General features: G+C 67.4%; 22 protein-coding genes. 12 read left to right on the top strand and 10 right to left on the bottom strand.

What is annotated here, in order from left to right; translation table 11 throughout:
- Nucleotides 1-6: 6 nt before the first annotated feature.
- A complete protein-coding gene (locus tag ACH0CP_RS14565; protein WP_294442806.1) occupies nt 7-921 on the bottom strand; it encodes a J domain-containing protein in 915 nt (304 codons plus the stop codon).
- Nucleotides 922-1,473: 552 nt separating this feature from the next.
- Between ACH0CP_RS14565 and dnaA the strand changes: the two genes are divergently transcribed.
- Complete coding sequence (dnaA, locus tag ACH0CP_RS14560) at nt 1,474-2,850, top strand: chromosomal replication initiator protein DnaA (RefSeq protein WP_294442854.1); 1,377 nt, start codon at nt 1,474-1,476, stop codon at nt 2,848-2,850.
- An 89-nt stretch (nt 2,851-2,939) separates the two neighbouring features.
- Here dnaA and ychF read toward each other — a convergent pair whose 3' ends face one another.
- The 4 genes from ychF to obgE form a co-directional block, all read right to left on the bottom strand.
- A complete protein-coding gene (gene ychF / locus ACH0CP_RS14555; protein WP_294442807.1) occupies nt 2,940-4,040 on the bottom strand; it encodes a redox-regulated ATPase YchF in 1,101 nt (366 codons plus the stop codon).
- Nucleotides 4,041-4,114: 74 nt separating this feature from the next.
- Nucleotides 4,115-4,699 carry a TIGR02466 family protein gene (locus ACH0CP_RS14550; protein WP_294442808.1) on the bottom strand — a complete coding sequence of 195 codons (585 nt, stop codon included), beginning with the start codon at nt 4,697-4,699 and terminating at the stop codon, nt 4,115-4,117.
- A 44-nt stretch (nt 4,700-4,743) separates the two neighbouring features.
- Entirely contained in the window at nt 4,744-5,007 is a 264-nt protein-coding gene (locus ACH0CP_RS14545) for a hypothetical protein (RefSeq protein WP_294442809.1), read from the bottom strand.
- Nucleotides 4,992-6,041 (bottom strand): GTPase ObgE, encoded by a 1,050-nt coding sequence (obgE, locus tag ACH0CP_RS14540; protein ID WP_294442811.1) that lies wholly within the window; start codon nt 6,039-6,041, stop codon nt 4,992-4,994. Before obgE ends, ACH0CP_RS14545 begins: the two co-directional genes overlap by 16 nt.
- A 413-nt stretch (nt 6,042-6,454) precedes the next feature.
- Between obgE and ACH0CP_RS14535 the strand changes: the two genes are divergently transcribed.
- Genes ACH0CP_RS14535 through ACH0CP_RS14520 form a run of 4 tightly spaced genes read left to right on the top strand, consistent with a single transcriptional unit; the run spans nt 6,455 to nt 10,500 of the window.
- Complete coding sequence (locus tag ACH0CP_RS14535) at nt 6,455-8,323, top strand: hypothetical protein (RefSeq protein ID WP_406875762.1); 1,869 nt, start codon at nt 6,455-6,457, stop codon at nt 8,321-8,323.
- A 31-nt stretch (nt 8,324-8,354) separates the two neighbouring features.
- Nucleotides 8,355-8,669 carry a hypothetical protein gene (locus tag ACH0CP_RS14530; protein ID WP_294442813.1) on the top strand — a complete coding sequence of 105 codons (315 nt, stop codon included), beginning with the start codon at nt 8,355-8,357 and terminating at the stop codon, nt 8,667-8,669.
- 4 nt (nt 8,670-8,673) lie between these two features.
- The gene (locus ACH0CP_RS14525; protein WP_294442814.1) at nt 8,674-9,423 is read left to right on the top strand and encodes an SDR family oxidoreductase; all 750 of its coding nucleotides are present in this window, start codon (nt 8,674-8,676) and stop codon (nt 9,421-9,423) included.
- Nucleotides 9,424-9,444: 21 nt separating this feature from the next.
- Complete coding sequence (locus tag ACH0CP_RS14520) at nt 9,445-10,500, top strand: zinc-binding dehydrogenase (RefSeq protein ID WP_294442815.1); 1,056 nt, start codon at nt 9,445-9,447, stop codon at nt 10,498-10,500.
- 55 nt (nt 10,501-10,555) lie between these two features.
- Here ACH0CP_RS14520 and ACH0CP_RS14515 read toward each other — a convergent pair whose 3' ends face one another.
- Complete coding sequence (locus ACH0CP_RS14515; RefSeq protein WP_294442816.1) at nt 10,556-11,548, bottom strand: beta-propeller fold lactonase family protein; 993 nt, start codon at nt 11,546-11,548, stop codon at nt 10,556-10,558.
- 61 nt (nt 11,549-11,609) lie between these two features.
- Nucleotides 11,610-12,503, bottom strand: coding sequence for a LysR family transcriptional regulator (locus tag ACH0CP_RS14510; RefSeq protein WP_294442817.1), 894 nt, complete (start codon nt 12,501-12,503; stop codon nt 11,610-11,612).
- 172 nt (nt 12,504-12,675) lie between these two features.
- Between ACH0CP_RS14510 and ACH0CP_RS14505 the strand changes: the two genes are divergently transcribed.
- The 7 genes from ACH0CP_RS14505 (at nt 12,676) to ACH0CP_RS14475 (ending at nt 19,738) form a co-directional block, all read left to right on the top strand.
- Nucleotides 12,676-13,728, top strand: coding sequence for an NAD(P)-dependent alcohol dehydrogenase (locus tag ACH0CP_RS14505; RefSeq protein WP_294442818.1), 1,053 nt, complete (start codon nt 12,676-12,678; stop codon nt 13,726-13,728).
- A 219-nt stretch (nt 13,729-13,947) separates the two neighbouring features.
- Nucleotides 13,948-15,480: a fatty acid--CoA ligase gene (locus tag ACH0CP_RS14500; protein ID WP_406875761.1), complete on the top strand. Its 1,533-nt coding sequence runs from the start codon at nt 13,948-13,950 to the stop codon at nt 15,478-15,480.
- Nucleotides 15,480-16,217 (top strand): acyl-CoA dehydrogenase family protein, encoded by a 738-nt coding sequence (locus ACH0CP_RS14495; protein ID WP_294442820.1) that lies wholly within the window; start codon nt 15,480-15,482, stop codon nt 16,215-16,217. Before ACH0CP_RS14500 ends, ACH0CP_RS14495 begins: the two co-directional genes overlap by 1 nt.
- Nucleotides 16,218-16,309: 92 nt before the next feature.
- Nucleotides 16,310-16,795 (top strand): asparaginase domain-containing protein, encoded by a 486-nt coding sequence (locus ACH0CP_RS14490; protein WP_294442821.1) that lies wholly within the window; start codon nt 16,310-16,312, stop codon nt 16,793-16,795.
- A 72-nt stretch (nt 16,796-16,867) separates the two neighbouring features.
- Nucleotides 16,868-18,739: a signal peptide peptidase SppA gene (gene sppA / locus ACH0CP_RS14485; protein WP_294442822.1), complete on the top strand. Its 1,872-nt coding sequence runs from the start codon at nt 16,868-16,870 to the stop codon at nt 18,737-18,739.
- A 7-nt stretch (nt 18,740-18,746) separates the two neighbouring features.
- A complete protein-coding gene (locus ACH0CP_RS14480; RefSeq protein WP_294442823.1) occupies nt 18,747-19,172 on the top strand; it encodes a hypothetical protein in 426 nt (141 codons plus the stop codon).
- Nucleotides 19,169-19,738: a GNAT family N-acetyltransferase gene (locus ACH0CP_RS14475; protein ID WP_294442825.1), complete on the top strand. Its 570-nt coding sequence runs from the start codon at nt 19,169-19,171 to the stop codon at nt 19,736-19,738. The genes ACH0CP_RS14480 and ACH0CP_RS14475 overlap by 4 nt, the downstream gene beginning before the upstream one ends.
- 73 nt (nt 19,739-19,811) lie before the next feature.
- On the opposite strand, the gene ACH0CP_RS14470 is transcribed toward ACH0CP_RS14475, so the two are convergent.
- From ACH0CP_RS14470 to ACH0CP_RS14460, 3 genes are all read right to left on the bottom strand, one after another.
- Nucleotides 19,812-20,438, bottom strand: a complete 627-nt coding sequence (locus ACH0CP_RS14470; RefSeq protein ID WP_294442826.1) for a trimeric intracellular cation channel family protein — start codon at nt 20,436-20,438, stop codon at nt 19,812-19,814.
- A 43-nt stretch (nt 20,439-20,481) separates the two neighbouring features.
- Nucleotides 20,482-22,530: a TonB-dependent receptor domain-containing protein gene (locus ACH0CP_RS14465; protein WP_294442827.1), complete on the bottom strand. Its 2,049-nt coding sequence runs from the start codon at nt 22,528-22,530 to the stop codon at nt 20,482-20,484.
- A 150-nt stretch (nt 22,531-22,680) separates the two neighbouring features.
- The gene (locus ACH0CP_RS14460) at nt 22,681-23,214 is read right to left on the bottom strand and encodes a hypothetical protein (RefSeq protein WP_294442828.1); all 534 of its coding nucleotides are present in this window, start codon (nt 23,212-23,214) and stop codon (nt 22,681-22,683) included.
- Nucleotides 23,215-23,317: the final 103 nt, after the last annotated feature.

Below are 23,317 nucleotides of genomic sequence, written 5' to 3'. Positions count from 1 at the left end.
TAAGGGTCAGACGCCCATGCCGGCACGCGGGTTCCCACCGCCGGTCCAGCTCTCCAGGAACGTCTCCAGCGCGGCATCGCCGGACGGCACGTCCACCATCAGCGTGACGAGCTGATCGCCGCGGGTGCCATCCTTGCGATGGAAGCCCTTGCCCTTGAGGCGCAGGGTACGGCCCGAGGTGGAGTGCTTGGGCACGGTGAGCATCACCGCCTTTTCCACGGTAGGCACCTTCACTGGCCCGCCCTTCACGGCCTCGTTCAGCGTAATCGGCAGATCGAGCCGGACGTCGTCCCCATCGCGGGTGAAATAGCGGTGCGGCTGGACGTCGATGGTGACGATCGCGTCGCCAGCACCGCCAGGGCCCTGCTCGCCCTTGCCGGGGAGGCGCATCTGCGTGCCCGTCTCGACACCCGGCGGCAGCTTGAGATCGATCGTCTTGCCGTCCGCGAGCGTGATTCGCTGCGGTGCGAGCGCGGCGGCATCGACGAAGGGGACCCGAAGGCGATAGGCGGTATTGGCGCCGCGGGGGGGCGGCTGGCGGCGACCGAAGCCGCTGGAGAAGCCGCCGCCGCGGCCGCCAAACAGGCCTTCGAAGATGTCGGACATGTCGACGCCCTCGGCGCCGCCGAAATCCTGCTCGCGAAAGCCGCCAGCACCGGGCCGCGCGCCGCCGAAGCCGGCACCGAACGGCGAGGTGGGGTTGCCATCCGCATCGATCTCGCCGCGGTCGAACCGGGCGCGTTTGTCCTTGTCGCTGAGCAGATCATAGGCAGCCGTTACCTGGCTGAACCGCTCCGATGCCTTGGGATTGTCCTTGTTGCGATCGGGATGAAGCTCCTTCGCGAGCTTCCGATAAGCTTTCTTGATGTCCGCCTCGGAGGCGCCACGCGCCACGCCGAGGGTAGAATATGGATCCGCCATTGTAGCCCCGGTTGGTGTGTTACCCGGCTATGTGGGGGACGGGCGCTGTGAGTGCAATCGGATTGCCGCGAGCGCGTGCATGCCCCGCGTCGGTGCCGCGTCGGCGGTTCGCAACAGGGCGCCACCGCGCGTTAACTGCGGCCGGGATTTTGCAAGTCGGAAGGACCCGTAGACGGCCCGATCACGGCCACTTTGTCCCGGATCGAGATTCGCTAGGATTCTCCGCGATTCGCGTTGTAGCGGATTGAATGCATGGCAGTTTACGCTAGCAAAAACAGTAACTTGTAAGAATTTCGACGGATTTGCGCGGCCCGATGCGAGTCAAGCCGCTATATTTCGGAAATGTGGCAGGTGGCGGTCTTGATCGACTCACCGGGCTGTTCCTAAACCATGGCTGTCGCGACGGCGCTCTGCCTTTCGCGCCCAAACGAATCCGCGTCGTGACCGACCGTGGCGGGGGCCACATCGGGGGACTTTTTTGTGTTGTCGATCTGTGGCTGCGCGCTTGCGTCGCGGCCCGAGGAGAGCTGCGTGCCGTTGTCATCGTATCGAATGGCGGATGAAGGAAGCGAGATTGCACGGGCTTGGGCGCGTGTGCGCGCCAACCTGCGCGAATCCGCCGGCAGCCGGCTGTTCGATCAGTGGCTGAAGCCGATCGTCCTCGACGATAATGGCGACATGGAGCATGTCCGCCTGACGCTGCCGTCGGCGTTCATGACGAACTGGGTGCGCAATCACTACGCCGAGCGGCTGGTGCACGAGTTTCGTGCCGTGCTGCCGCAGGTGCGCGGCGTCTCGATCGAGACGGCGAGCGCGGTCGCCGCGCCGGCGGTGATCGCCGCGCCGGCCCCTGCCGTCCTGGCGGCGCCGACGAGCGTGCCTGCCGCGGACGTGCCGGAGAATGAGGCGCCGGTGCTCGACCCGCGCCTGACGTTCGATCGCTTCGTCGTCGACGCGTCGAACAAGGTGGCCTTCAATGCCGCGCGCGCGCTGGCCGAGCCTGGCCCGGTGCGGTTCAGCCCGCTGTTCCTTCATTCCGGCACCGGCCTCGGCAAGACGCACCTGATGCACGCCATCGGCCACGCCTATCTCGCGGCCGTGCCGGGGGCGCGGGTGATCGCCATGTCGGCCGAACGCTTCATGTTCGACTTCGTCTCGGCGCTGCGGGCGCGGGACACCTATGCCTTCAAGGCGCGGCTGCGCTCGGCGGACCTGCTGCTGATCGACGACCTTCAGTTCATCGCCGGCAAGGACGCGACCCAGGAAGAATTCTTCCACACCGTCAACGAGATCATGGCCGCAGGCAAGCGGCTGGTGATTTCCGCCGATCGCTGCCCGCAGGCGCTCGACGGAATCGAGCAGCGGATCGTCGGTCGCATGGCGATCGGCCTCGTCGCCGACATCAAGGCGCCGTCGCTGGAGCTTCGCCGCACGATCCTGCAACGCAAGCTCGCCGACCTGCCGGGCGCCCGAGTCCCGGCCAATGTGCTCGACCTGCTGGCCGGGCGGATCACGGGCAGCATCCGCGAGCTGGAAGGCGCGCTTAACCGGGTCGTCGCTTATGCGCAGCTGACCGGCGAGACGATCGACCTTGACTTTGCGGTGGCGACGCTGGGTGACGTGCTGCGCGGGGCGCAGCGGCGGGTGACGATCGACGAAATCCAGAAGCTGGTTTCGGCGCATTTCGACCTGAAGCCGGTCGACCTCGTCTCGGCGCGGCGCGCGCGGGCGGTGGCACGGCCGCGGCAGATCGCGATGTACCTCGCCAAGCGGCTGACCACGCGGTCGCTGCCGGAGATCGGCCGCAAGTTCGGGGGGCGCGACCATTCGACCGTGATCCATGCCGTGCGCCGAATCGAGGAACTGCGCGACAGCGATCGCGACGTCGATGGCGCGGTGCGTACGCTGATGCGCGAGCTGGAGGGCTGAGGAAGCCTCGGCGCGTCGTAGCGCCGAATGCTGGTCGGATTAGAAAAAACCGCCGGGAGCATCGAGGCTACCGGCGGCTTTTTGTCTGATCAGACGTTGAAGCGGAAGAGCATCACGTCGCCGTCCTGGACGACATATTCCTTGCCCTCTTGTCGCAGCTTGCCCGCCTCACGCGCGCCGGCCTCGCCGCCACAGGCGACATAATCGTCAAAGGCGATCGTTTCGGCGCGGATGAAGCCGCGTTCGAAATCGCTGTGGATCGCGCCCGCAGCCTGCGGCGCCTTCGATCCCGCCGGGATCGTCCAGGCGCGCGCTTCCTTCGGGCCGACGGTGAAGAAGGTGAGGAGGTGGAGCAGCTTGTACCCGGCGCGAATCACGCGGGCGAGGCCGGTTTCCTCCAGCCCCAGCTCGGACAGGAACTCGCCGCGGTCCTCGACCGGCATGGTGGCGATCTCCGCCTCGATCGCGGCGGAGACGACGACCGCCTCGGCGCCCTCGGCCGCGGCCTTGGCAAAGACGCGCGCGGACAGCTCGTTGCCGTCGGCGGCATGCGCCTCATCGACGTTGCAGACGTAGAGCACCGGCTTGGCGGTGATCAGCTGCGCCTGTGCGAAGACGCGCTCCTCCTCGGCATCCTTGGGCTTGGTGAGGCGCGCGGGCTTGCCGTCGCGCAGCAGCTCGAGCGCCTGGCCCAGCACGCTGGCGCCGATCTTGGCCTCCTTGTCGCCCTGCTGGCCCTTCTTGATGAGGTTGGGCACGCGCTTTTCGAGGCTTTCGAGGTCGGACAGCATCAGCTCGGTCTCGACCGTCTCGGCATCGGCGATCGGATCGACCTTGCCCTCGACGTGGGTGACGTCGCCATCCTCGAAGCAGCGCAGGACATGGACGATCGCGTCCACCTCGCGGATGTTGCCGAGGAACTGGTTGCCCAGGCCCTCGCCCTTGGAGGCGCCGCGCACCAGACCGGCGATGTCGACGAAGGCGAGCTGAGTCTCGATGATCTTGGCGGACTTGGCGACGGCGGCGAGCTTCTGCAGCCGGGGATCGGGGACGCCGACGTTGCCGACGTTCGGCTCGATCGTGCAGAACGGATAATTCGCCGCCTGCGCCGCGGCCGTTTCGGTCAGCGCGTTGAAGAGAGTGGACTTGCCCACATTGGGCAGGCCCACGATGCCGCAGCGGAAACCCATGTCAGATCCTTGAGATTAGGTGTGGCGGCGGCCTTAATGCGGCGGCGCGCCGGAAGCCACCCTGACCGCCAAGACTACCAGCGATAGTTGAAGCTGACGCTGATCCGATCTTCCTTCGCGCTGCTCGGCATCACTTCGTGGCGCAGCCAGCTTTCCCACAGGAAGATCGTGCCGGGGCGAGGTTCCGCATGGACGAAGGTGGCGTCGCGTGGCGGAGCGGCCATCATCAGGCCGAGCCGGGGATCCTCGAGCCGGAGCACGCCGGCGCCCGGTGGCACGCTGACGTAGAAGGTGCCGGAGACGACGCTGTGCGGGTGGATGTGCCCCGAATGCGCGCCGCCCGGCTTCAGGAGGTTCACCCACAGGCTGTCGAGCTTCAGCTTGCGCCCGCCCAGCTGGAAGCCGCACTCGGCGGCGAAGCGCGCAACGTGCCGATCGAGGTGGCGCTTCAGATCCGCAAAAGCGGGATCACGCTGCGGCAGATCGTCGAGAGAAGCATAGGAGGTGTAGCCGCGATAGCCGTGCTCCTTCGACCAGCGCTTGCCGGCGGTATCCTCGATGGCGAAGGCGCGAACCGACGCTTCCAGCTCCTCGAGCAGCGCGGCATCGTTGAGCGATTCCTCGTAGAAGAGGGTCGGGAACAGGGAGCGGACGGCCATGGCGGCGACCTAGGCCGGCCGCCGTGGCTTGCCAAGCCGGGCGCTCAGCCGCCGAGCAGCCGATGGATCAGCGCAAGGCCGGCGACCAGCAGCGCGAGCACTGCAGCGATCATCAGCAGGAGCACGTAGAGCACGCCCCAGGTGCCGACGCCATCGTCCCGCCGTGCGACCCACCAGATCGAGAGGAGGATCGCGCCGAGAAGCGCGAGTCGCGGCGCTACGAAGGCGAGCGCCGCCAGGCACGCTGCCGCTGCCGCCGGTGCAAGCCACCGGCGGGCGCGGGCGCTGCGGTTCAGACCGGAGACCACTCCACCGGTTCCTCGCCCTCGTCATCTTCCGAGACGCGGGCGTGATCGGGGCCGATCGCCTCCAGCAGCTTGTCGAGTACCCAGTCGACCCCGGTGCCGCTGGCGCCGGAGATCGGGATCACTTCGGCGCCGCTGGCTTCCTGAAGCTCGGCTGAGAGGGCCTCGATCAGCTCGTCGTCGAGCGTGTCGATCTTGTTCAGCGCGACGACGACCGGCTTGTCTTCCAGCCCGCCACCGTAGGCCATGAGCTCGTCGCGGACGATGCGGTAGCTCTCCGCCACGTCGGCGTCATTGGCGTCGACGAGGTGCAGCAGGACGCGGCAGCGCTCGATATGGCCAAGGAAGCGATCGCCGATACCGGCACCTTCGGCGGCGCCCTCGATCAGACCGGGGATGTCCGCGACGACGAACTCCTGGCCCTTGTGCCGCACCACGCCGAGCTGCGGGCGAGTGGTGGTGAAGGCATAGGCGCCGACCTTCGCCTGCGCGTTGGTCACCGCGTTGATGAAGGTCGACTTGCCGGCGTTCGGCAGGCCGACGAGCCCGGCGTCGGCGAGCAACTTCAGGCGCAGCCACACCCAGGCTTCCTCGTGCGGCCAGCCCGTGCCGTGCTGGCGCGGCGCACGATTGGTGGAGGTCTTGTAGCTCGCGTTGCCGCGGCCGCCGTCGCCGCCGCGCAGGAACACCTCGCGTTGGCCGACCTCGACCAGATCAAGCAGCAGGGTGCGCTCCTCGTCATCGGCGAGCACCTGGGTGCCGACCGGCACCTTGATCACCAGATCCTCGCCGCCGGCGCCGGTGCGGTTCGAGCCTGCCCCGCCGTGGCCGCGCTCGGCCCGGAAATGCTGGGTGTAGCGAAAGTCGATCAGCGTGTTCAGGCCGGCCACTGCTTCGAAGATGACGTCGCCGCCCTTGCCGCCGTTACCGCCGTCCGGGCCGCCATATTCGATGAACTTTTCACGTCGGAAACTGACCGCCCCGGGGCCACCGGCGCCGGAGCGAACGAAGATCTTTGCTTGATCGAGGAAATGCATGCCAGCCGCTTAGCGTGTCGGCGCCAGTAAAGCGACCAAGGAGCGTTGCCCGAAACACGAAGGGCCGCTCCTTTGCGGGAGCGGCCCTTCCATTGTCAGCCAGTGACGGCCGTCGTCAGGCGAGGACCCCCGCGGTGGAAGTCGCACCCATCAGCGTTGCCGTCAGCGGCGTGAGACAATGAGACATTCGACCACCTCCTTTCCGTTGTTGAACAGTGAAGCGGATGTGGGGAGTGCGGGCGCAAATTCAATGACTTGCGACGAAGTGCCGCGGACAGTGGGCTCAGGAGACAAGTCCGCAACGCGAGCGGAACAATCTTCTTAACCTGAGTCACGAGCCAGCTGAAACGGCGGAACCCTGAGGCCGTGATCAGATTTCGATCAGATCGGACATGGCTTCGAGGGCATGCGCATTGACCACCGACATCCTGCCACCTGACCTGAATGCAGAGACCCCTTCGCTCCTCGCGTTCCGTGAAGCCGCGTCGCACGGATTGGGCAAGCGCATCGGGACACTTCGCCTGGGGGAGCTATCCGTCGAAGCACGCGCCGCGGACGATTCGGTGTGGGTGATCGTGCGCCGGGCGGGGCATGGCGGCTTGGCCGTACGGGCGGCGTATCTCGGCGGCGCCTTTGAGTATGCCAAGACGCAGCCGAGCGATGCGCAGGCGGTGGAGTTCGAGATCACCAGCCTGCTTGGCACCCACCGCGTGACGGTGAAGGCGTGCGGCGCAGCGCTGGACAACCTGCGGGTGACCACCCTTTTCACCCCGGCGGCACCGATCATCCTGCCTTATACGCCACGCGACCTTTACCCGCTGGATGCGGAGGATGATCCCCTCGGCGCCGTCGGCAAGGTGGAGGCGCAGCAGCGCGGACCGAACAGCGGGCTCCTGTATTTCCATATCCACGAGCCGGCGTTCGGCCGGGTGCTGTACTTCCAGAACTTCACGGCGCTGAACGGCTATTTCACTGCCACGGGCACCGACCCCGTCGAAACGGTGGGCGGGAGCTGGCCGGAGCTTGGCTATCTCATGCCGCCGGCGACGGACGCGGAGCATCCTTTGCCGGCCGGCGTGGAGGTCACGCTATCGGATGCGATCCTGGTGTTCCGTTCCGATCCGCCGGAAGACGAACGCGGCTCCGCGCGGCAGTTCCTGCAGATGCTGGGCGCGGTCTATCGGACGCTCGAATTGCCCGGCACTACCTATCGCGACTGGGTTGCGCGATCCGAGCGAACGTTGCGCGACCTCGATGAAGCGCCGGAAGCGACCATCCGGCATTATGGCCATCGCTACCTGCACCCCTATACCGCGAGCGAATACCCGGACAGCATGGTGCAGCTGTCGGTGGCCGCCGCCATCCACGACTGGGGCGCGTGGCGCGGGGAGCCGCACCCGCTGGAGCGCGAGCTGACCGCGGGGCTCGCGAAATTCTACGACGCGAAGCTGAAGACGATCCGGCGTTACCTGCCCAATGTCGGCAAGGACAAGGACGCGAACGAGGTCGACAGCTGGTACCTCTATCACCCGCTGCTCAACCTTTCGAACCTGGCGCTGGCGGGCGACGAACAGGCGCGCAAGCTGTTCTTCGATTCGATCGACTTCGGGATCAAGGCCGCCCATCACTTCAACTACACGTGGCCGATCCAGTATGACGTCACCGACTTTTCGGTGATCACCAAGACGGCGCCCGTCGACCACCGCGGGCAGACGGATGTTGCCGGCATCTATGCCTGGGTGATGCTGCAGGCGTTCGAGCTGAGCGAGGAGGAGTGGTTCCTCAGCGAAGCGCGCAAGGCGCTGGATGCCGCCATGGGGCTGCGCTTCAACCTCAACTACCAGGCGAACCTGACGGCCTGGGGCGCGGCCGCCTGCATGCGGCTGTGGCGGGTGACCAACGAGGAAGTCTATCGCGACCAGGCCTATGTGTTCCTGGCGAGCTTCTTCCACAACGCGCAATTGTGGGAGAGCGAGATCGGCCACGCCCGGCATTATTCGAACTTCATGGCGGTGACGTGCCTGCAGGACGCGCCGTACATGGCGATGTACGAATGTTTCGAGACGTTCCTGGCGTTCGAGCGCTTCCTGAAGAGCAGCGGCCCTGAACTGGATCCGTCGGTGCGGATGCTGGTGTCCGAATATTGCCGCTACGTACTGTACCGCGCCTGGTATTATTATCCCGACGCCCTGCCGCGCGACACGCTTGCCGACGAGCAGCGGGACAGCAACGGGCATATCGACGTCAAATTGTCCTTCCCGGTGGAGGATCTGTACCCCTGATGGCCAGGAAGCGGGGCAGGTCGGGCAGGAAGTGTATGGCGCTGGCGCGGCCTTCGTCTTCGCGACGCGCGCGTTCCACCTGATCGAGGGCGCGCCGTTCCAGCTTTATTGCGATCACTTCCTGGGGGCCACCGAGCGGACCGCCGACAAGAGCTTGGCACTGACGCTGGACGGGGGAGACGCCTGCGTTGCCCTGCTCAGCATCGTCCGGCTGAAACGGCGCAAGCTGCCCCCGGTGAAGGTGATGACCGCGCTGGGCGATGTGATCCGTCCATTCGGCACCGAAAAAGACCGCTTCGATTTCCACGTGCCGGCGAACGGCCGGGTGATCCTGATCTGGGAGTAGCGTAATGACCGTGAGACGAACCTCGCTGCAGGGAAAGCGGATACTCCTTACCGGTGGGACGACCGGGATCGGCCGCGAGACGCTGGCGCTGCTGGTCGGCGCGGGCGCGCGCGTGCTCACCTTCGGCCGGCACGAGAAGAGCCTCGCGGATGCGCTGGCCTATGCCCGGGAGGGCAGCAGCACGGGCGAGGCGATCGGCCTGACGGCGGATGCCGCGACGCGCGAGGGGATCGAGAAGGTGTTCGCCGCGGTCGACCAGAAGCTGGGCGGGATCGACATGCTGGTCGCCAGCGCAGCGCTCGGCGCGGACCCGATCCACGAGATGGAGGAGGACGACTGGCGCTACGTGATCGAGGCCAATCTGATCGGCTACCTTTCCGCCGCGCGCGCGGCGATCAAGCGGATGGAGCCGCACGGCGGCGGGCACCTGCTGTTCGTCGGATCGATCAGTACCGAGATCAAGGCCGAGGGCGAAAGCGTCTATTCGGCCACCAAGGCGGGCGTGCAGGCCTTTGCCGAGACGCTGCGCAAGGAAGTGGCCGGCATGAACATCAAGGTCAGCGTCGTGCAGCCCGGGTCAGTCGAAACCGACATGCAGGAGTGCAGCGAGGAAGAGAAACGCGCGGCGGTGGCGAACGACCAGATGCTCCATGCGGAGGAAGTGGCCGATGCGATCGTCTGGGTACTCACCCGCTCACCGCGCACCGATGTGGTGGACCTGCGCATCGAGCCGCGGGTGCAGAAGACCAGCTGAACGCGCAGGAGCAATGCTGCAATGAAAGCCGCGCTGAAAACGGCCGAGGGGACTTTCGACGTCACCGAGACGGAGCGCCCGATCATCCCTGCCTCGAACTTCGTGCTGGCGCGCGTTCGCGTCGCCGGCATCTGCGGCACGGATCTGCGCCACTGGAAGAAGCACGAGCCGGAGCTCGAATGCCACATCATGGGCCACGAACTGGCCGGCGAGGTGGTGGAGGTGGGCGAGGACGTGACGAACGTCCGTCCCGGCGACCGTGTGGTGATCGAGACGGTGATGGGCGACGGCGTGTGCGACTATTGCCGCATCCAGCGCTACAATGTCTGCGAGCATCTGTACGACGTGCGCACGCAATATGTATCGCGCGCCTATGCGGAATATGTCGTCGGGCCGGCCGAGAAATTCTATCGCCTGCCCGATCACGTCAGCTTCGAGGAAGCGTCGCTGATCGACACTTTCTCGGTCTGCTTGCACGCCCAGCATCTGTCGGGGCTTGGCATCAATGACAAGGTGGCGGTGATCGGTGCCGGGCCGATCGGCCTTGGGCAGATGATGCTGGCCAAGGCGAGCGGCGCCGACGTGATCATCTGCGATGTGGTCGACAGTGCGCTGGCGCTGGCGAAGGCGCTTGGCGCCGATGCGGTGGTCAACAGCGCGAATGAGGATCCGGTCGAGCGCGTGAAGGCATTCACCGGCGGGCGCGGCGCGGACATCGTGTTCGAGTGCGTCGGCGGCGAGATGATGCCGCGCACGCTGCCGCAAGCGACCAGGATGGTGCGGCGGGCCGGCAAGGTGGTGATCGTGGGCGGGTTCGACGATGGCGAGACGTCGATCCCGCTCGAATGGCAGCGGCTGCAGATGAGCGAGGTGCAACTGATCCTGAGCGCAAGCTTCGCGATGCACGACATCTATCGCGAGCAGGGCATGGTGCTGGACCTGATCGCGAAGGGGCGGATCGACGTGAAGAAGATGATCACGCACCGTTTCCCGCTCGATCGGATCAACGAGGCGTTCGATACCGCGCAGCGCAAGGAAGAGACCGGCGCGGTCTTCGTGGCCATCACGATGGACTAAGCCGGCGGCGGACGCGCTGGTCCTATACCTCGGCCAGGAAGACGGCGCCCGGAATTTAAATCACTTGCGGATGTGGCGTAAGTCGCCCGTCCGCCTCGATCGCGAAGGCGGCGACGGTGCCGCCCTCCTCGTTGGCGACGAGCAGGCGCGCGGCCGCTTCCAGCAGCAGGATGTGGCGCGGCGAGGCGCCAGCGCTTGGCACGTGCTGGAGGAGGCGAAGCTCGGCGCCGTCGAGGGAGAAGACCGCAATGCTGTCATGGCCGCGATTGGTGACGTAGACGCAGGTGCCGGCGCGGTTGATCGCGATGGCGCCGCCGAGGCTGTCGGGATCGTCGGCGGGCAGGGTGGAGACGGTGTGCAGGGGCGCGAAAGTGCCGTCTTCGGCAAGGCGCAGCTCGGTGAGCGTCGAGGCGAGTTCGCTGATCAGGAGCGCGAAGGGCGTACCAGGGCGGTAGGCGAGATGGCGCGGACCGGTGCCGGATGGCGCACGATAGGCGACGAATGGTTCGGAAAGGTCGTCGTTGGTCAGCGAAAAGCCAATGATGCGATCGCCGCCGAGATCAACGCAGTGAAGCCGCTGACCTGTGCCGTCGAACCCGACCCAATGCGCGTGCGAATGTTCCTGCCGCTCGCGGTTCGGCCCTGATCCAATCAACTGGCACAGGGCCGGCGGCGTGATCGGCGTGCCGTCCTCGGCGAGCCGGAAGAGCCCGACGCTGCCGCTTTCGTAATTAGCGACGGCGAGGCGATCCTGGGCGGGGTTGAGCGCAAGGTGGCAGGGCGCTGCGCCCTCTGTTGGAACGCGGGCGGTGCGATGCCAGCCGAGCGGCGGCCCGGCGTGACTCGAGACGCGCCCCACGTCCGCTTCCTCGACGAAATAGTGAAGCTTGTGGCGGGCCGAATGGACGCCGAAGGAGGCGTTGGTGATCGGGGCAGGCTCTCCGAGTGTCCAGCGGTCAGCGGCGGGATCGTAGGTGAGCGGGATCAGGCCGCGCCCGCCAAGGCGCCTATAGGTGCCGACGACCAGGTCGATCCGGGTGCTTGGCATCGCTCTCGCTCCATCGCCCGCGTCTCCTTTACCGGGAATGTCGCTGGCGGATGGCAGTTCCCTATCCGCGGTAGCGCAATGCCTCGAGCACGAGGGCGAATGCCGGCGTCGGCTGGCGTCGGCTGGGATAATAGAGATGGTAGCCGGGGAAGGCCGGCGAGTAGCGGGACAGCACGATTTCGAGCGCGCCGCTGTCGAGGTGACGCTGCACCAGGGCCTGCGGCAGATAGCCGATGCCGAAACCTTGCACGGCCGCCATCATGATCGAGAAGACCGACGAGAAGGTCAGCTGGCCTTCGACCCGCACCTTGCGTTCGCGGCCGTCCTCCTCGAATTCCCAAGCGTAGAGCCCGCCATAGGTGGGAAGACGAAGGTTGATGCACTGGTGGGCGGTGAGCGCCTCCAGCGTCTCAGGGCGGCCGTGCACGTCGAGATAGGCGGGGGAGGCGATGGCCACCATCCGCTCGTCCGGGCCGATCGGCACGGCGATCATGTCCCCGGCGATGATCTCCCCAAAGCGAACGCCGGCATCGAAGCGCTCGGCCACGATGTCGGTGAGGCGATAGTCGGTCGCGATCTCGACATGGATGTCGGGATAGTCGCGCAGCAGCGGGGCCAGGCGCGGCCAGAGGACGGTGGTGAAGGAGTTTTCGTCCGCGCTGATCCGCACCGTGCCGGCGGGCTTGTCGCGCCAGGCGCTGAGCGCGGCGACTTCCGCCTCGATCTCCGCGAAGCGCGGCGCGAGCGACAGGAGCAGGCGCTCGCCCGCCTCGGTCGGGGTGACGCTGCGGGTGGTGCGGTTGAGCAGGCGGACGCCGAGCCGCTCCTCCAGCGCGCGCATGCTGTGGCTGAGCGCCGAGGGCGTGACGCCGAGCTGCGCCGCCGCACGGGTAAAGCTGCGTTCGCGGCCAACCGCGAGGAAGGCGGAAAGCTCTGCCAGATGCTGCCGGTTCATTGCTGAGCTGTGTTCACAACCACGTGCAGATCATAGCGGCTAATCGACGGGGTCCGCCATCGCTATCTGGGCGTCGCGAGGAAGGCGGGCCGCTGAGAAGCGGCAGCCGACCAAGACCTCGGGACATGGCCGATCCGGCCGCCCGATCCATTTCAGAAGGAGGAACCTGCCCATGACCGTCATGGCCTATGGCGCCTATGCCGCCGACAAGCCCGTCGAGCCGATCACGATCGAGCGCCGCACCCCCGGCCCGAACGACGTGCAGATCGATATCGCATATTGCGGCGTCTGCCATTCGGACCTGCACCAGATCCGGTCGGAATGGAGCGGCACGATCTACCCTTGCGTGCCGGGCCACGAGATCGTCGGGCGTGTCAGCGCCGTCGGCAGCGACGTGACGAAATTCGTGGTGGGCGACGTGGTGGGCGTCGGCTGCATGGTCGACAGCTGCCAGCATTGCCATTCGTGCGCCGAGGGCGTGGAGCAATATTGCGAGAACGGCTTCACCGGCACCTATAATTCGCCGACGCCGGATGCACCGGGCCACACGCTGGGCGGCTATTCGCAATCGATCGTCGTCAGCGACAAGTTCGTGCTGAAGGTGCGCCATTCGGAGGATCAACTGGCCGCCGTCGCGCCGCTGCTGTGCGCCGGCATCACCACCTGGTCGCCGCTGCGCCACTGGAATGTCGGCCCGGGCAAGAAGGTGGGCATCGTCGGGATCGGCGGGCTTGGCCATATGGGCGTGAAGCTGGCGCATGCGCTGGGCGCGCATGTGGTTGCCTTCACCACGTCCGAGAGCAAGCGCGCGGATGCGCTGGCGCTGGGTGCGGACGAGGTGGTCGTGTCGCGCAACCCCGACGAGATGGCAGCGCACGAGAACAGCTTCGACTTCATCCTGGATACGGTGGCGGCAAGCCACAACCTCGACGCGTTCACCGCGCTGCTGAAGCGCGAGGGGACGCTGACGCTGGTCGGCGTGCCGGAGCATGCGCATCCGTCGCCGGACGTATCGGCGCTGATCTTCAAGCGCCGGCATATCGCCGGCTCGCTGATCGGCGGCATCGCCGAGACGCAGGAGATGCTCGATTTCTGTGCCGAGCACGGGATCGTCTCCGAGATCGAGATGATCGCCGCGCAGGAGATCGACGCGGCATATGAGCGGATGCTGCGCAGCGACGTGAAGTACCGCTTCGTCATCGACATCGCGACCATGCGGGGCTGACAGGCCCGGCGGCGCGGCCCGCTCGGGGCGCGCCGCTCCGCTTGGAAGGTACTGGCGCGGCCTGCCCGGGCCGCGCCGCTCCCCTTCAAAGGTATTGGCGCGGCCTGCCCGCCGCGCCGGCGCCCCTTGCAATCGCTGGCGCGGCTGGCAGGCTTGCCAGTAGCGCGAGGGTAGGATCGCAAGGCTAAAGGCCTGCGACAAAAGCGAGGGAGAGGGCAGATGACGGATCTTCCGCCGACATTCGGCGAGGCGCTGGCGCGGCATGCGGCAGAGCGGCCGTCGCAGGTGGCGCTGCGGTTTGAGGATCGCGTCACTGATTATGCCACCTTCGACCGGCATGCGAGCCAGATCGCCAACGGCCTGATCGCGATGGGCCTGCAGAAGGGCGACCGCATCGCTTATGTCGGCAAGAACAGTGACTGGGCGGTGGAACTGGCACTGGGCGTGGCGCGCGCCGGCATGGCGCTGGTGCCGGTGATCTGGCGGCTGGCGCCGGCCGAGATCGACGGGATCCTGCGTGATGCGGCTGCCGCGGTGCTGTTCGTCGAGCCCGCTTTTTCGCGCGATTATGGCATCGCCGAGACGATCGTGCTGGACGAGGGCTTTGCCCGCTGGCGCGACGCGCAAAGCGATGCGCCGCCACCCGTCACGGTCACCGAGGACGATGTCGTCCTGCAGCTTTACACGTCCGGCACCACGGGCGCGCCGAAGGGCGTGATGCTGAGCCACGCGAACGGCATCCGCCAGCGCCGGGCGCAGATCGAGGCGGGGATCGACTGGCTGCTGGCCGAGCCGGGCGACGCGACGATCATCGCCATGCCGTATGGCCATATCGGCGGTGTCGGCGTGGCGCTGGGCGCGGTGAACAGTGGACAGGAACTGATCATCCATGCCGAATATGATGCCGGCGACGTGATGGACGCGATCGCCGCGCACCGCGTGCGGCGGCTGTTCCTGGTTCCCGCTGCGATCGGCCTGATGTTGCAGCATCCCAAGGCGGCGACGGCCGATTTCTCGTCGATCGAGACGCTGTCCTACGGAGCGAGCCCGATTCCCCTGCCGCTGCTTCAGCAGGCGGTGGCACGGATCGGCTGCGGCTTCGTGCAGGTCTATGGCATGACCGAGACGTGGGGATCGATCGTCGCGCTGCCGCCCGAGGATCACCTGCCCGGGCGCGAGCACAAAATGACGGCGGCGGGCAAGCCGCTGCCGGGCGTCGAGATCAGGATCCTGGACGAGAACGGAAATGATCTGCCGCCGGGCGAGATCGGCGAAGTCGCGATCCGCAGCCCGAACAATACGCGCGGCTATTGGAACAAGCCCGAGGAAAGCGCGAAGGCGCTGATCGGCGACGGCTGGCTGCGCACCGGCGACGCGGGGATCCTCGACGAGGAGGGTTATCTCCACATCCAGGACCGCATCAAGGACATGATCATCACCGGCGCGGAGAACGTCTATCCCGCGGAGGTGGAGAGCGCGATCTACGGCCACCCGGCGGTGGCGGACGTCGCGGTGATCGGCGTGCCGGACCCGAAATGGGGCGAGGCGGTGAAGGCGATGGTGGTGCTGAAGCCCGGCGCAGAAGCGGACGAGGCAGCAATCATCGGCCACGCCCGCGAGCGGATCGCCGGCTTCAAATGCCCCAAGAGCGTCGACTTCATCGAGGCGCTGCCGCGTAACCCGTCCGGCAAGATCCTGCGCCGGACGCTGCGCGAACCATTCTGGGCCGGACTCGATCGGAGGGTGAATTGATGAGCTTTGCACGCAGCGATGAACAGCGGATGCTAGCCGAGAGCCTGGACGCCTCGCTGGCCGATGGCGGGGCCGACTGGAACCGCACCGTGGTCGCGGCCGGGCTCGACGGGCTTGGCGTGGCGGACGACGAAGGCGGGCTTGGCACCGAGCTGCGCGATGCGGCCGTGGTCGCGGCGGCCTTCGGGCGTGCCAATGTCATCCTGCCCTGGGCGGAGCATTGGGCAGCGACGCGGCTTGGCGCGCGCGGCGGCAATGGCCCGCGCGCCGATACGCCCGGAGCGGCGCTGGCGCTGGCCAATGACGCGGATCGCCGCGGCTGGGCGGAGGATGCGCTGACGGTGCTGCATTGCGCCGAGATTGTCGGCCTGTGCCGCACGATGCTGCGCGACGCGGCGACCTTCTCCAAGGAGCGCCGCCAGTTCGGCGTCGCGATCGCGAGCTTCCAGGCGCTGCGCCACCGCATGGCGGACATGGCGATGATCCTGGAGCAGGCCGATGCCATCACTGGCGTGGCGATCGACGCGATGGAGGGCGAGGACCGCACGCGCGCCGTTTCCGCAGCGCGCGTGGTGTGCGACGATGCGGCACGCATCGTGGGCGAGGGCGCGGTGCAGATCCATGGCGCGATGGGGCTGACGGCCGAGCTTCGGCTGGGTGGATTCTTCCGCCGCGCGCGGGTGCTGGCGCAGGGCGATGGGACGGCGCGGGCGCACATCCGGCGCTATGCCGCGTGAGCGATCCGGCCGGAAACGCACGATAATGGCGTTTCATCGGTAGCCGATGGTCGGCTATGGCGCGGCTTTGACGGGTAACGACGGAGCCGCGCGTGGCGGAAGTGCTGATCCTCACCACCGGTGGGACGATCGACAAACTCTATTTCGACGCGCTGAGCACGTACCAGATCGGCGACAGCGTGGTTGACCGGCTGCTGCAGACCGCGCGGGTGACGCTGCCCTATCGGCGCGTCGAGCTGATGCGCAAGGACAGCCTGGAGCTGACCGACGACGATCGCGCCGCGATCGCCGCCGCGGTGCGCGAGGCGCCGGAGCGGCACATCGTGATCACCCATGGCACCGATACGATGACCGGGACCGCGCAGGCGCTGGCCGGCATCGCGGACAAGACGATCGTGCTGGTCGGCGCACTGGCGCCGGCGCGCTTTGCGGAAAGCGACGCGACCTTCAACCTGGGCATGGCCTTCGCCGCGGCGCAGGTGGCACCGGCGGGCGTGTGGATCGCGATGAACGGCACGATCTTCGCAGGCGACAAAGTGCGCAAGGACAGGACAGTCAACGCGTTCGTTGCGGATTGACGGCGCGCCGGCCGTATTGTTGATGTCATACACCATCGGCTAGACCAGTCGGCGGCAAGGCAGGAATTCTGGATGAAACTGGTTCGCGGCGCGTGGAAACTGCTGGTCGGCATCAAGGACGCGCTGGTGCTGGTGGCGATGCTGCTGTTCTTCGGCCTGCTGTTCGCGGCGCTGAACAGCCGCCAGTCGCCTGCCGCCATCAAGGACGGCGCGCTGGTGCTGGATTTTGCCGGCCCGATCGTCGAGCAGCCGGAGGAAACCCCGCCGCTCGCCTTTGCGACCGGCCAGGAGATCGGCCAGCAATATCGCCTCCGCGACGTGGTCCGCGCGATCAACAAGGCGAAGGACGACAACCGGGTGAAGGCGATCGTGCTGGATCTCGATCGCTTCGGCGGCGCCTATCCGGCGACGCTGGGCGAGGTGGCCGATGCGCTGGCGCAGGTGCGGCAGGCGGGCAAGCCGGTGCTGGCCTATGCCACCGGCTATACCGACGGCGGATACCGGCTGGCGGCTGCGGCGAGCGAGATCTGGATGGATCCGCTGGGCGGCACCTATTTCCGTGGCCCGGGCGGCACGCAGCTTTACTACAAGGGGCTGATCGACAAGCTGGGCGTCACCACCCACGTCTATCGCGTGGGCAAGTTCAAATCGGCGGTCGAGCCCTATACCCGCACCGACGAGAGCCCCGAATCGCGCGAGGCGTCGCTGGCGCTGTACGGCAACCTGTTCGAACAGTGGAAGGAAGCGATCGCCAAGCATCGGCCGAAGGCGAAGTACGCCGACTGGCTCACAGTGCCGGACAAGCTGGTGCGCCAGGCGAACGGCGACATCGGCCAGGCGAACCTGGCGACCGGCCTGGTCGACAAGCTGGGCGATCGGCTGGCGTTCAACCAGCGCGTGGCGAAGATCGCGGGCACGGAAACGGGCAAGCCGGTTAACTGGTACAAGCAGATCAAACTCGACGCCTATATCAACGCCGATCCGCTGCCGGCGAAGGGCGAGGTGGGCGTCGTCACGGTCGCCGGCGAGATCGTCGATGGCAAGGCGGGCCCTGGCACCGCGGGCGGCGATACGATCGCCAAGTACATCTATGACGGGCTGGCGCAGAAGAACCTGAAGGCGCTGGTGGTTCGGGTCGATTCGCCGGGCGGTTCGGTGACCGCGTCGGAGAAGATCCGCGTCGCACTGATGGAGGCGAAGCGGCAGGGGCTGCCGATCGTCGTCTCGATGGGCGGGCTGGCGGCGTCCGGCGGCTATTGGGTGTCGACGCCCGCTGACGTGATCTTTGCCGAGCCGGGGACGATCACCGGATCGATCGGCATTTTCGGCATCATCCCGACGTTCGAGAACACGCTGGCCAAGATCGGCGTGACCACCGACGGCGTGAAGCTGACGCCGCTCGCCGGCCAGCCCGACGTGCTGGGCGGGATCGACGCCGAAGCGAATGCGATGATCCAGTCAACCGTCGAGCACGGCTATTCGCGGTTCCTGGCCTATGTGTCGCAATCGCGGAAGATGCCGGTCGCGCGGGCGAACGAGATCGCGCAGGGCCGGGTGTGGACTGGCGGCACCGCGCGGCAGATCGGCCTCGTCGACCGGTTCGGCACGGTGAACGATGCGATTGCCGAGGCCGCGCGCCGGGCGAAGCTGGATCCGGCCAAGGCGAAGCCGGTGTATCTGGAGAAGAAGCCGAGCTGGGCCGCGCAGCTGGCGCGGCAGATCGGCAGCGAGGAGGACGATGCGGCGGCGCCGACCGACGTGCTGGCGCGGATCGCTTGGGAGCAGCGGCAGGTGCTGGCGAAGGCCGTGGGCGACGTTCGCCGGCTGGCGATGGGCGGCGGCATCCAGGCGCGGTGCCTGGAATGCGGCGGGCTGGGGCCGGTTTCGGCACGCACCGGCGATGTGACGCTATTCGAGGCGGTGCTGGCCCGCGTGGGGCTGTGAGCGGGCGATGAGCCTGCTCGCGTTGCTGCTGGCGCAGGCGGCGCCGGGCGTGGGCACCGCGCCGCCCGCGCCAGTGGCCGGGGTGCAGCCCGCCTCGCCGCGGACGCTGAGCGGGCGCTTCACCTGTCCGGCCGAGATCTATGAGATCCAGGTGACGGCGGCGCCGCTGGCGGGCACCGGCGCGGTGCTGGACCGGCTGACCATCGGCGGCCAGCCGGTGGATGCCGGCTCGCTTGCCGAAGCGCGGCGAATGACGGCGCGGCTGGCGGATATCCAGTCGCTCGACGTGCGCTGTCTGCCCGACGGCGGGGGCGAGCTGAGCGTCTATGGCACGCAGGCAACGCCGGGTGCGCCGCCGCGGCGGGCGCGGATGCGCGGCACGCTGAAGAGCGGGCGGGTATCAAACCTGGTGGTGGGCGTGGCGCAGCGATGACGATCGCGATCCGCGCGGCAAGGCCCGAGGATGCCGCCGCGATCGCGACGATCTACGCCCCGTTCGTGACGGACGGCGTCGTCTCGTTCGAGGCGACCGCGCCCGGGCCGGCGCAGATGCGCGAGCGGATGGCCTCGTCGGACGGGTTCTATCCCTGGCTGGTCGCGAGCGACGCCGGTAACGAGGGAGAGCCGGTGCTGGGCTATGCCTATGCCGGTCGCTTCCGGGAGCGGGATGCCTATCGCTATGTCACCGAGACCTCGATCTATCTCGCCGGCGCCGCGGAGGGGCGGGGCGTGGGCCGCGCGTTATATGGTGCATTGCTGGCGACTCTGCGGGTGCAGGGATTCACCGAGGCGATGGGGGTGATCGCGCTGCCCAACGATAGATCGGTGCGGCTGCACGAGGCGCTGGGATTTCGCCGCGCGGGTGTGCTGGAGGCGGTGGGGCGCAAGCACGGCCAGTGGGTGGACATCGGACTGTGGCAGTGCGCGCTGGCGGCGCGCGGTGCGGCGCCGGCCGAGTTGCGGCGGTTCGTCGATGTGGGGGCGCGGCAGAGCGCTTAGGGCCGACTTTCCGGGAAGGAGCGGGACCCCGGCTTAGGGCCGGGGTGACGGTTCCTTGGGTACGCGGGAGGACTCAGCGCTTGCCGCGATAGGCGGGCAAATGGATCTGCCAGCGGATTGCGGCGGCGCGCAGCGCGAAGCCAGCGACGGCGGCGATGATCGCGGCGGCGACCGGCGGCATGCCCAGCAGGGTCATCGCGACATAGAGCGCGGCGGCGAGCGCCGCAGCGGTGACATAGAGTTCCGGCCGCATCAGGATCGACGGCTCGCCGGCCAAGACGTCACGAATGATGCCGCCGACACAGGCCGTCACCACCCCCATGACGAACGCGGGCACGGGCGGCACGCCATAGCGCAGCGCCTTGGACGCACCGTAGACGGCGTAGGCTGCCAGCCCGACGGCGTCGAACCAGTCGAGCGCGGCGCCGCGCCACCAGCGTTCTGGCGTGATCCAGATGATCATCGCGACCGTGAGGCAGGCGGTGGGCACGCGGCTGTCGACGATCCAGAATACCGGCGCGCCGATCAGGAGATCGCGCACCGTACCGCCGCCGACGCCGGTGATCAGCGCGAAGAAGACGAGCGTCACCATCGTCTGCCCGCGCCGCGCCGCTGCAAGCGCGCCCGAGGCGGCGAACACCGCCATCCCGGCAAGATCGAACCATGGCGCGAAGGCGGGAACGAGAGTGTCGGGCGGCATGCCGGGACCGCTATCAGATCAGGCGCGCCGCCGGGAGGCGTGCTCAGCTGAAATTATGCTTGAGCGTGAGGTACGGCAGGATGTGCTGATTGCGGACGCGATCCTCGACCCGATAGGGCAGGGGCGTGCGGCGATCGGGCTGGAAGAACAGCCGTTCGCGCCGCGAGGAAAGATTGCCGAGATTGTCGACGCCGAGCGTGACCGTTGTGCTTCTGCTGGGGCGATATTCGACGAACGCGGTGACATAGGGATTGCCGGGATAGAGCGTGTCCAGCTCGTCCTGGCGATAGGTGGTGTAGGGATCGTCGCCCTGGAAGCCGACGCCCCAGGCGAAGCTGCCGAGATCCTGCCGCCAGTTCACTTCATAGACGAAGGGCGAATTGCCGGAGTATTTGCGGTGGCGGCCGGTATAGGGATCGCGTACCGAGGTGCCGACATAGGACAGCCGGCCCGAGATGCGGCCGCCCTTGATGCCGAACCGGCCGACCGGGATGTCGAAGGTGGCGCGCGCGATCTTGCTGGTGCCGTCGCCAAGGTTGCCCGGCGCATCGAAGCCCTCGGGCGTGGGCACACGATCCTGCACCAGCGCGGTACGGGTATAGCCGAGCTCGATCTTCACCTGGCCGTCGCCCAGTACCTGCTTCTCGATCGTCGCCAGCGCTTCCCATGACCGTTGCGGCAGAAGATCGGGATTGCCGCCGTTGACGCGCTCGTTGGAAAGCTCCGCGGCGCTGATGAAATCCTCGAACTGGAGCTGCGCGACGGTGCGGGCAACCGAGGCCTGGGCGCGCCAGCCATCGCCGATCCGCCAATCGACGTTGATCTTGGGCTTCAGGAAGCGGAGCGAGCGCTCCGCCTCGGCATCGCCATCCACCGTCAGGCGGGAGAATTCGTAATTAAGCGCCAGATCCATGCGCAGCTTGGGCGTGAGCGAGCGGCTGGCGTTGGCGAACGCCTCGACGCGATATTCCGTGACGGTGGCATCGTCGACCGGCAGATCGATGCGGGTGCGCACGCCGTCCGCGCCGAAGCCGAACAGATCGACTTTGCTGCGCAGGCGATTGAGCGCGCCCTCGACACCGGTCTCTACCGACCAGTCACCCAGATCAGGCCGCGTCCACAGGCCGCGCAATACCGCCTCGTCGCGCTGGCTGCGAACGTTCTGCTGATAGCCGTCGGTCACATTGCCGCGCACGCGCAGCAGCGACACTTCGCGATCCGTCCGGTCGCGCCGGGTGGCGAGGCCGATCAGCTTGAGGCCGCCGCCCATGAAGGGGCGCTGGACGTCGCCGCCGACTTCCCACTCATCGAAGTAGAAGCGCTGGTTGAGGCGATCGTCGCGGACGGGGCCGAAGGCGGGGAAGACGTCGTTCGTCTGATCGAGGCGGAAGCGATCGAAGGCGTAGCGGGCGTTGAAGCGCGCGGTTTCGAACTGCGATGCCTTATAATCCCACGATCCCGAGATGTAGGCGTTGGGATCCTCGATCGCATTGAACTTGCGGCGATATTCCACCTCGTCGCCGGACGGGAGGGCGCGGACGCGGTCGTAGCCCTCCTCGCTCGTCTGGTTGTTGTTGACGCCGATCGCGGCGTTGAAGGTGGAATTGCCGCTCCGCTTCAGTGCGGAGACGCTGCCCTCGGGAAGGAGCTTGCCGTCGAACTGGCGGCGCACGCTGCCGGTGACGGTGCCGGCAACCCCGCCGCCACCGGCGAGGATCAAATTCACCACCTGCGCCTTGCCGCTATATTCCGCGCCGAACAGCGTGCCGGGGCCGACCTCCACCCGCGCCACCTGGCTCGCCGGGATGCGCGCGAGGACGACGTCGATCGTGTCGCTCTTTGACGACGGACGCTGGCCGTTGATGACGACGTTGCCCGCGGCCTGGCCGAAGCCGCGCACTTCCTCGCTGCTGAGTTCCAGCGTGAAGCCGGGGACGCGGCGGACGATCTCGAGCGCGTTGGCCGGCTGGAAGCGCTGGAAGAAGGCAGCGTCATAGGTGGTGCGGCCAGCGGCATCGACCGTTTGCGCGGCGGCCGGGGAAGGCGCGAGGGCAAGCACCAGCGCAAGCGTGCTGGCCAGTTCGATACGCATTACTCACATTCCCCGTTCGCGACCCCTCGCAGCGCCGACATACGCAAGGGACGGGCCAAGCGCCATCAGCGTTACGGCGGTAGGGAATTGGTGTGCGGCGGAGGGGAACCGTGTCCGGAAGCGGACGAGAACTGTTCGATTGCGGACGGTTCAGGCGTCGCGCCAGTCCTCCAGCGCCGCGTCATAATCGTCGCGCGCCTTGATCCGCTTACGATCCAGCGCGGCGCGTTCGGCGACCTGTGCCTTGTCGAGGGCGCGACGCTTGGCGGCGAGCGCTTCCTCCTCGCGCTTCAGGGCTTGGCGTTCGGCTTTGTGCCGGGCTTCGGCGGCGTCGAGCGCTGCCTCCGCTTCGTCCAGCTTCGCGCGCGACGGCTTGGGCCTGGCCTTGGGTTTCGGCTCTGTCTTGGGCGCGGGGCGGGCAGGGGCGGTCGATTTTTTGGCGGATGGCTTGCGCGGTTTCGGCGCTTCCGGCTCGTCCGGCGCCGTGCGGGGGACGCGGATCACCTCGCCGGGGCGGGCGAGCGGTTCAGCGGTCAGCGCCGGATCGGACACGACTTCCGCGATGCCGCGCGCGAAGAGATCCGCGTCGCTGCCCCATGCCTTCAGCGCCGCCTTCTGGCTGGTCGCCGCGACATAGGCATCGTGGAACCCCGCAGGGGTGCGATAGACCTTCAGCTTCGCCATGCGCCCGCTTGTCGCCCGGCCGCGGCAAACCGGCAAGCGCCGTCTCGACACCGCCATATCAGCCGCCTATCGGTCTCGCGACATAAGGATTTTGGGGGAAAGA

This window comes from Sphingomonas sp. 179-I 2A4 NHS, assembly GCF_045369135.1.
Lineage (GTDB): Bacteria > Pseudomonadota > Alphaproteobacteria > Sphingomonadales > Sphingomonadaceae > Sphingomonas.
The sequence above is the reverse complement of the archived record's forward strand: the minus strand, read 5'-3'. Positions and strand labels throughout refer to the sequence as shown.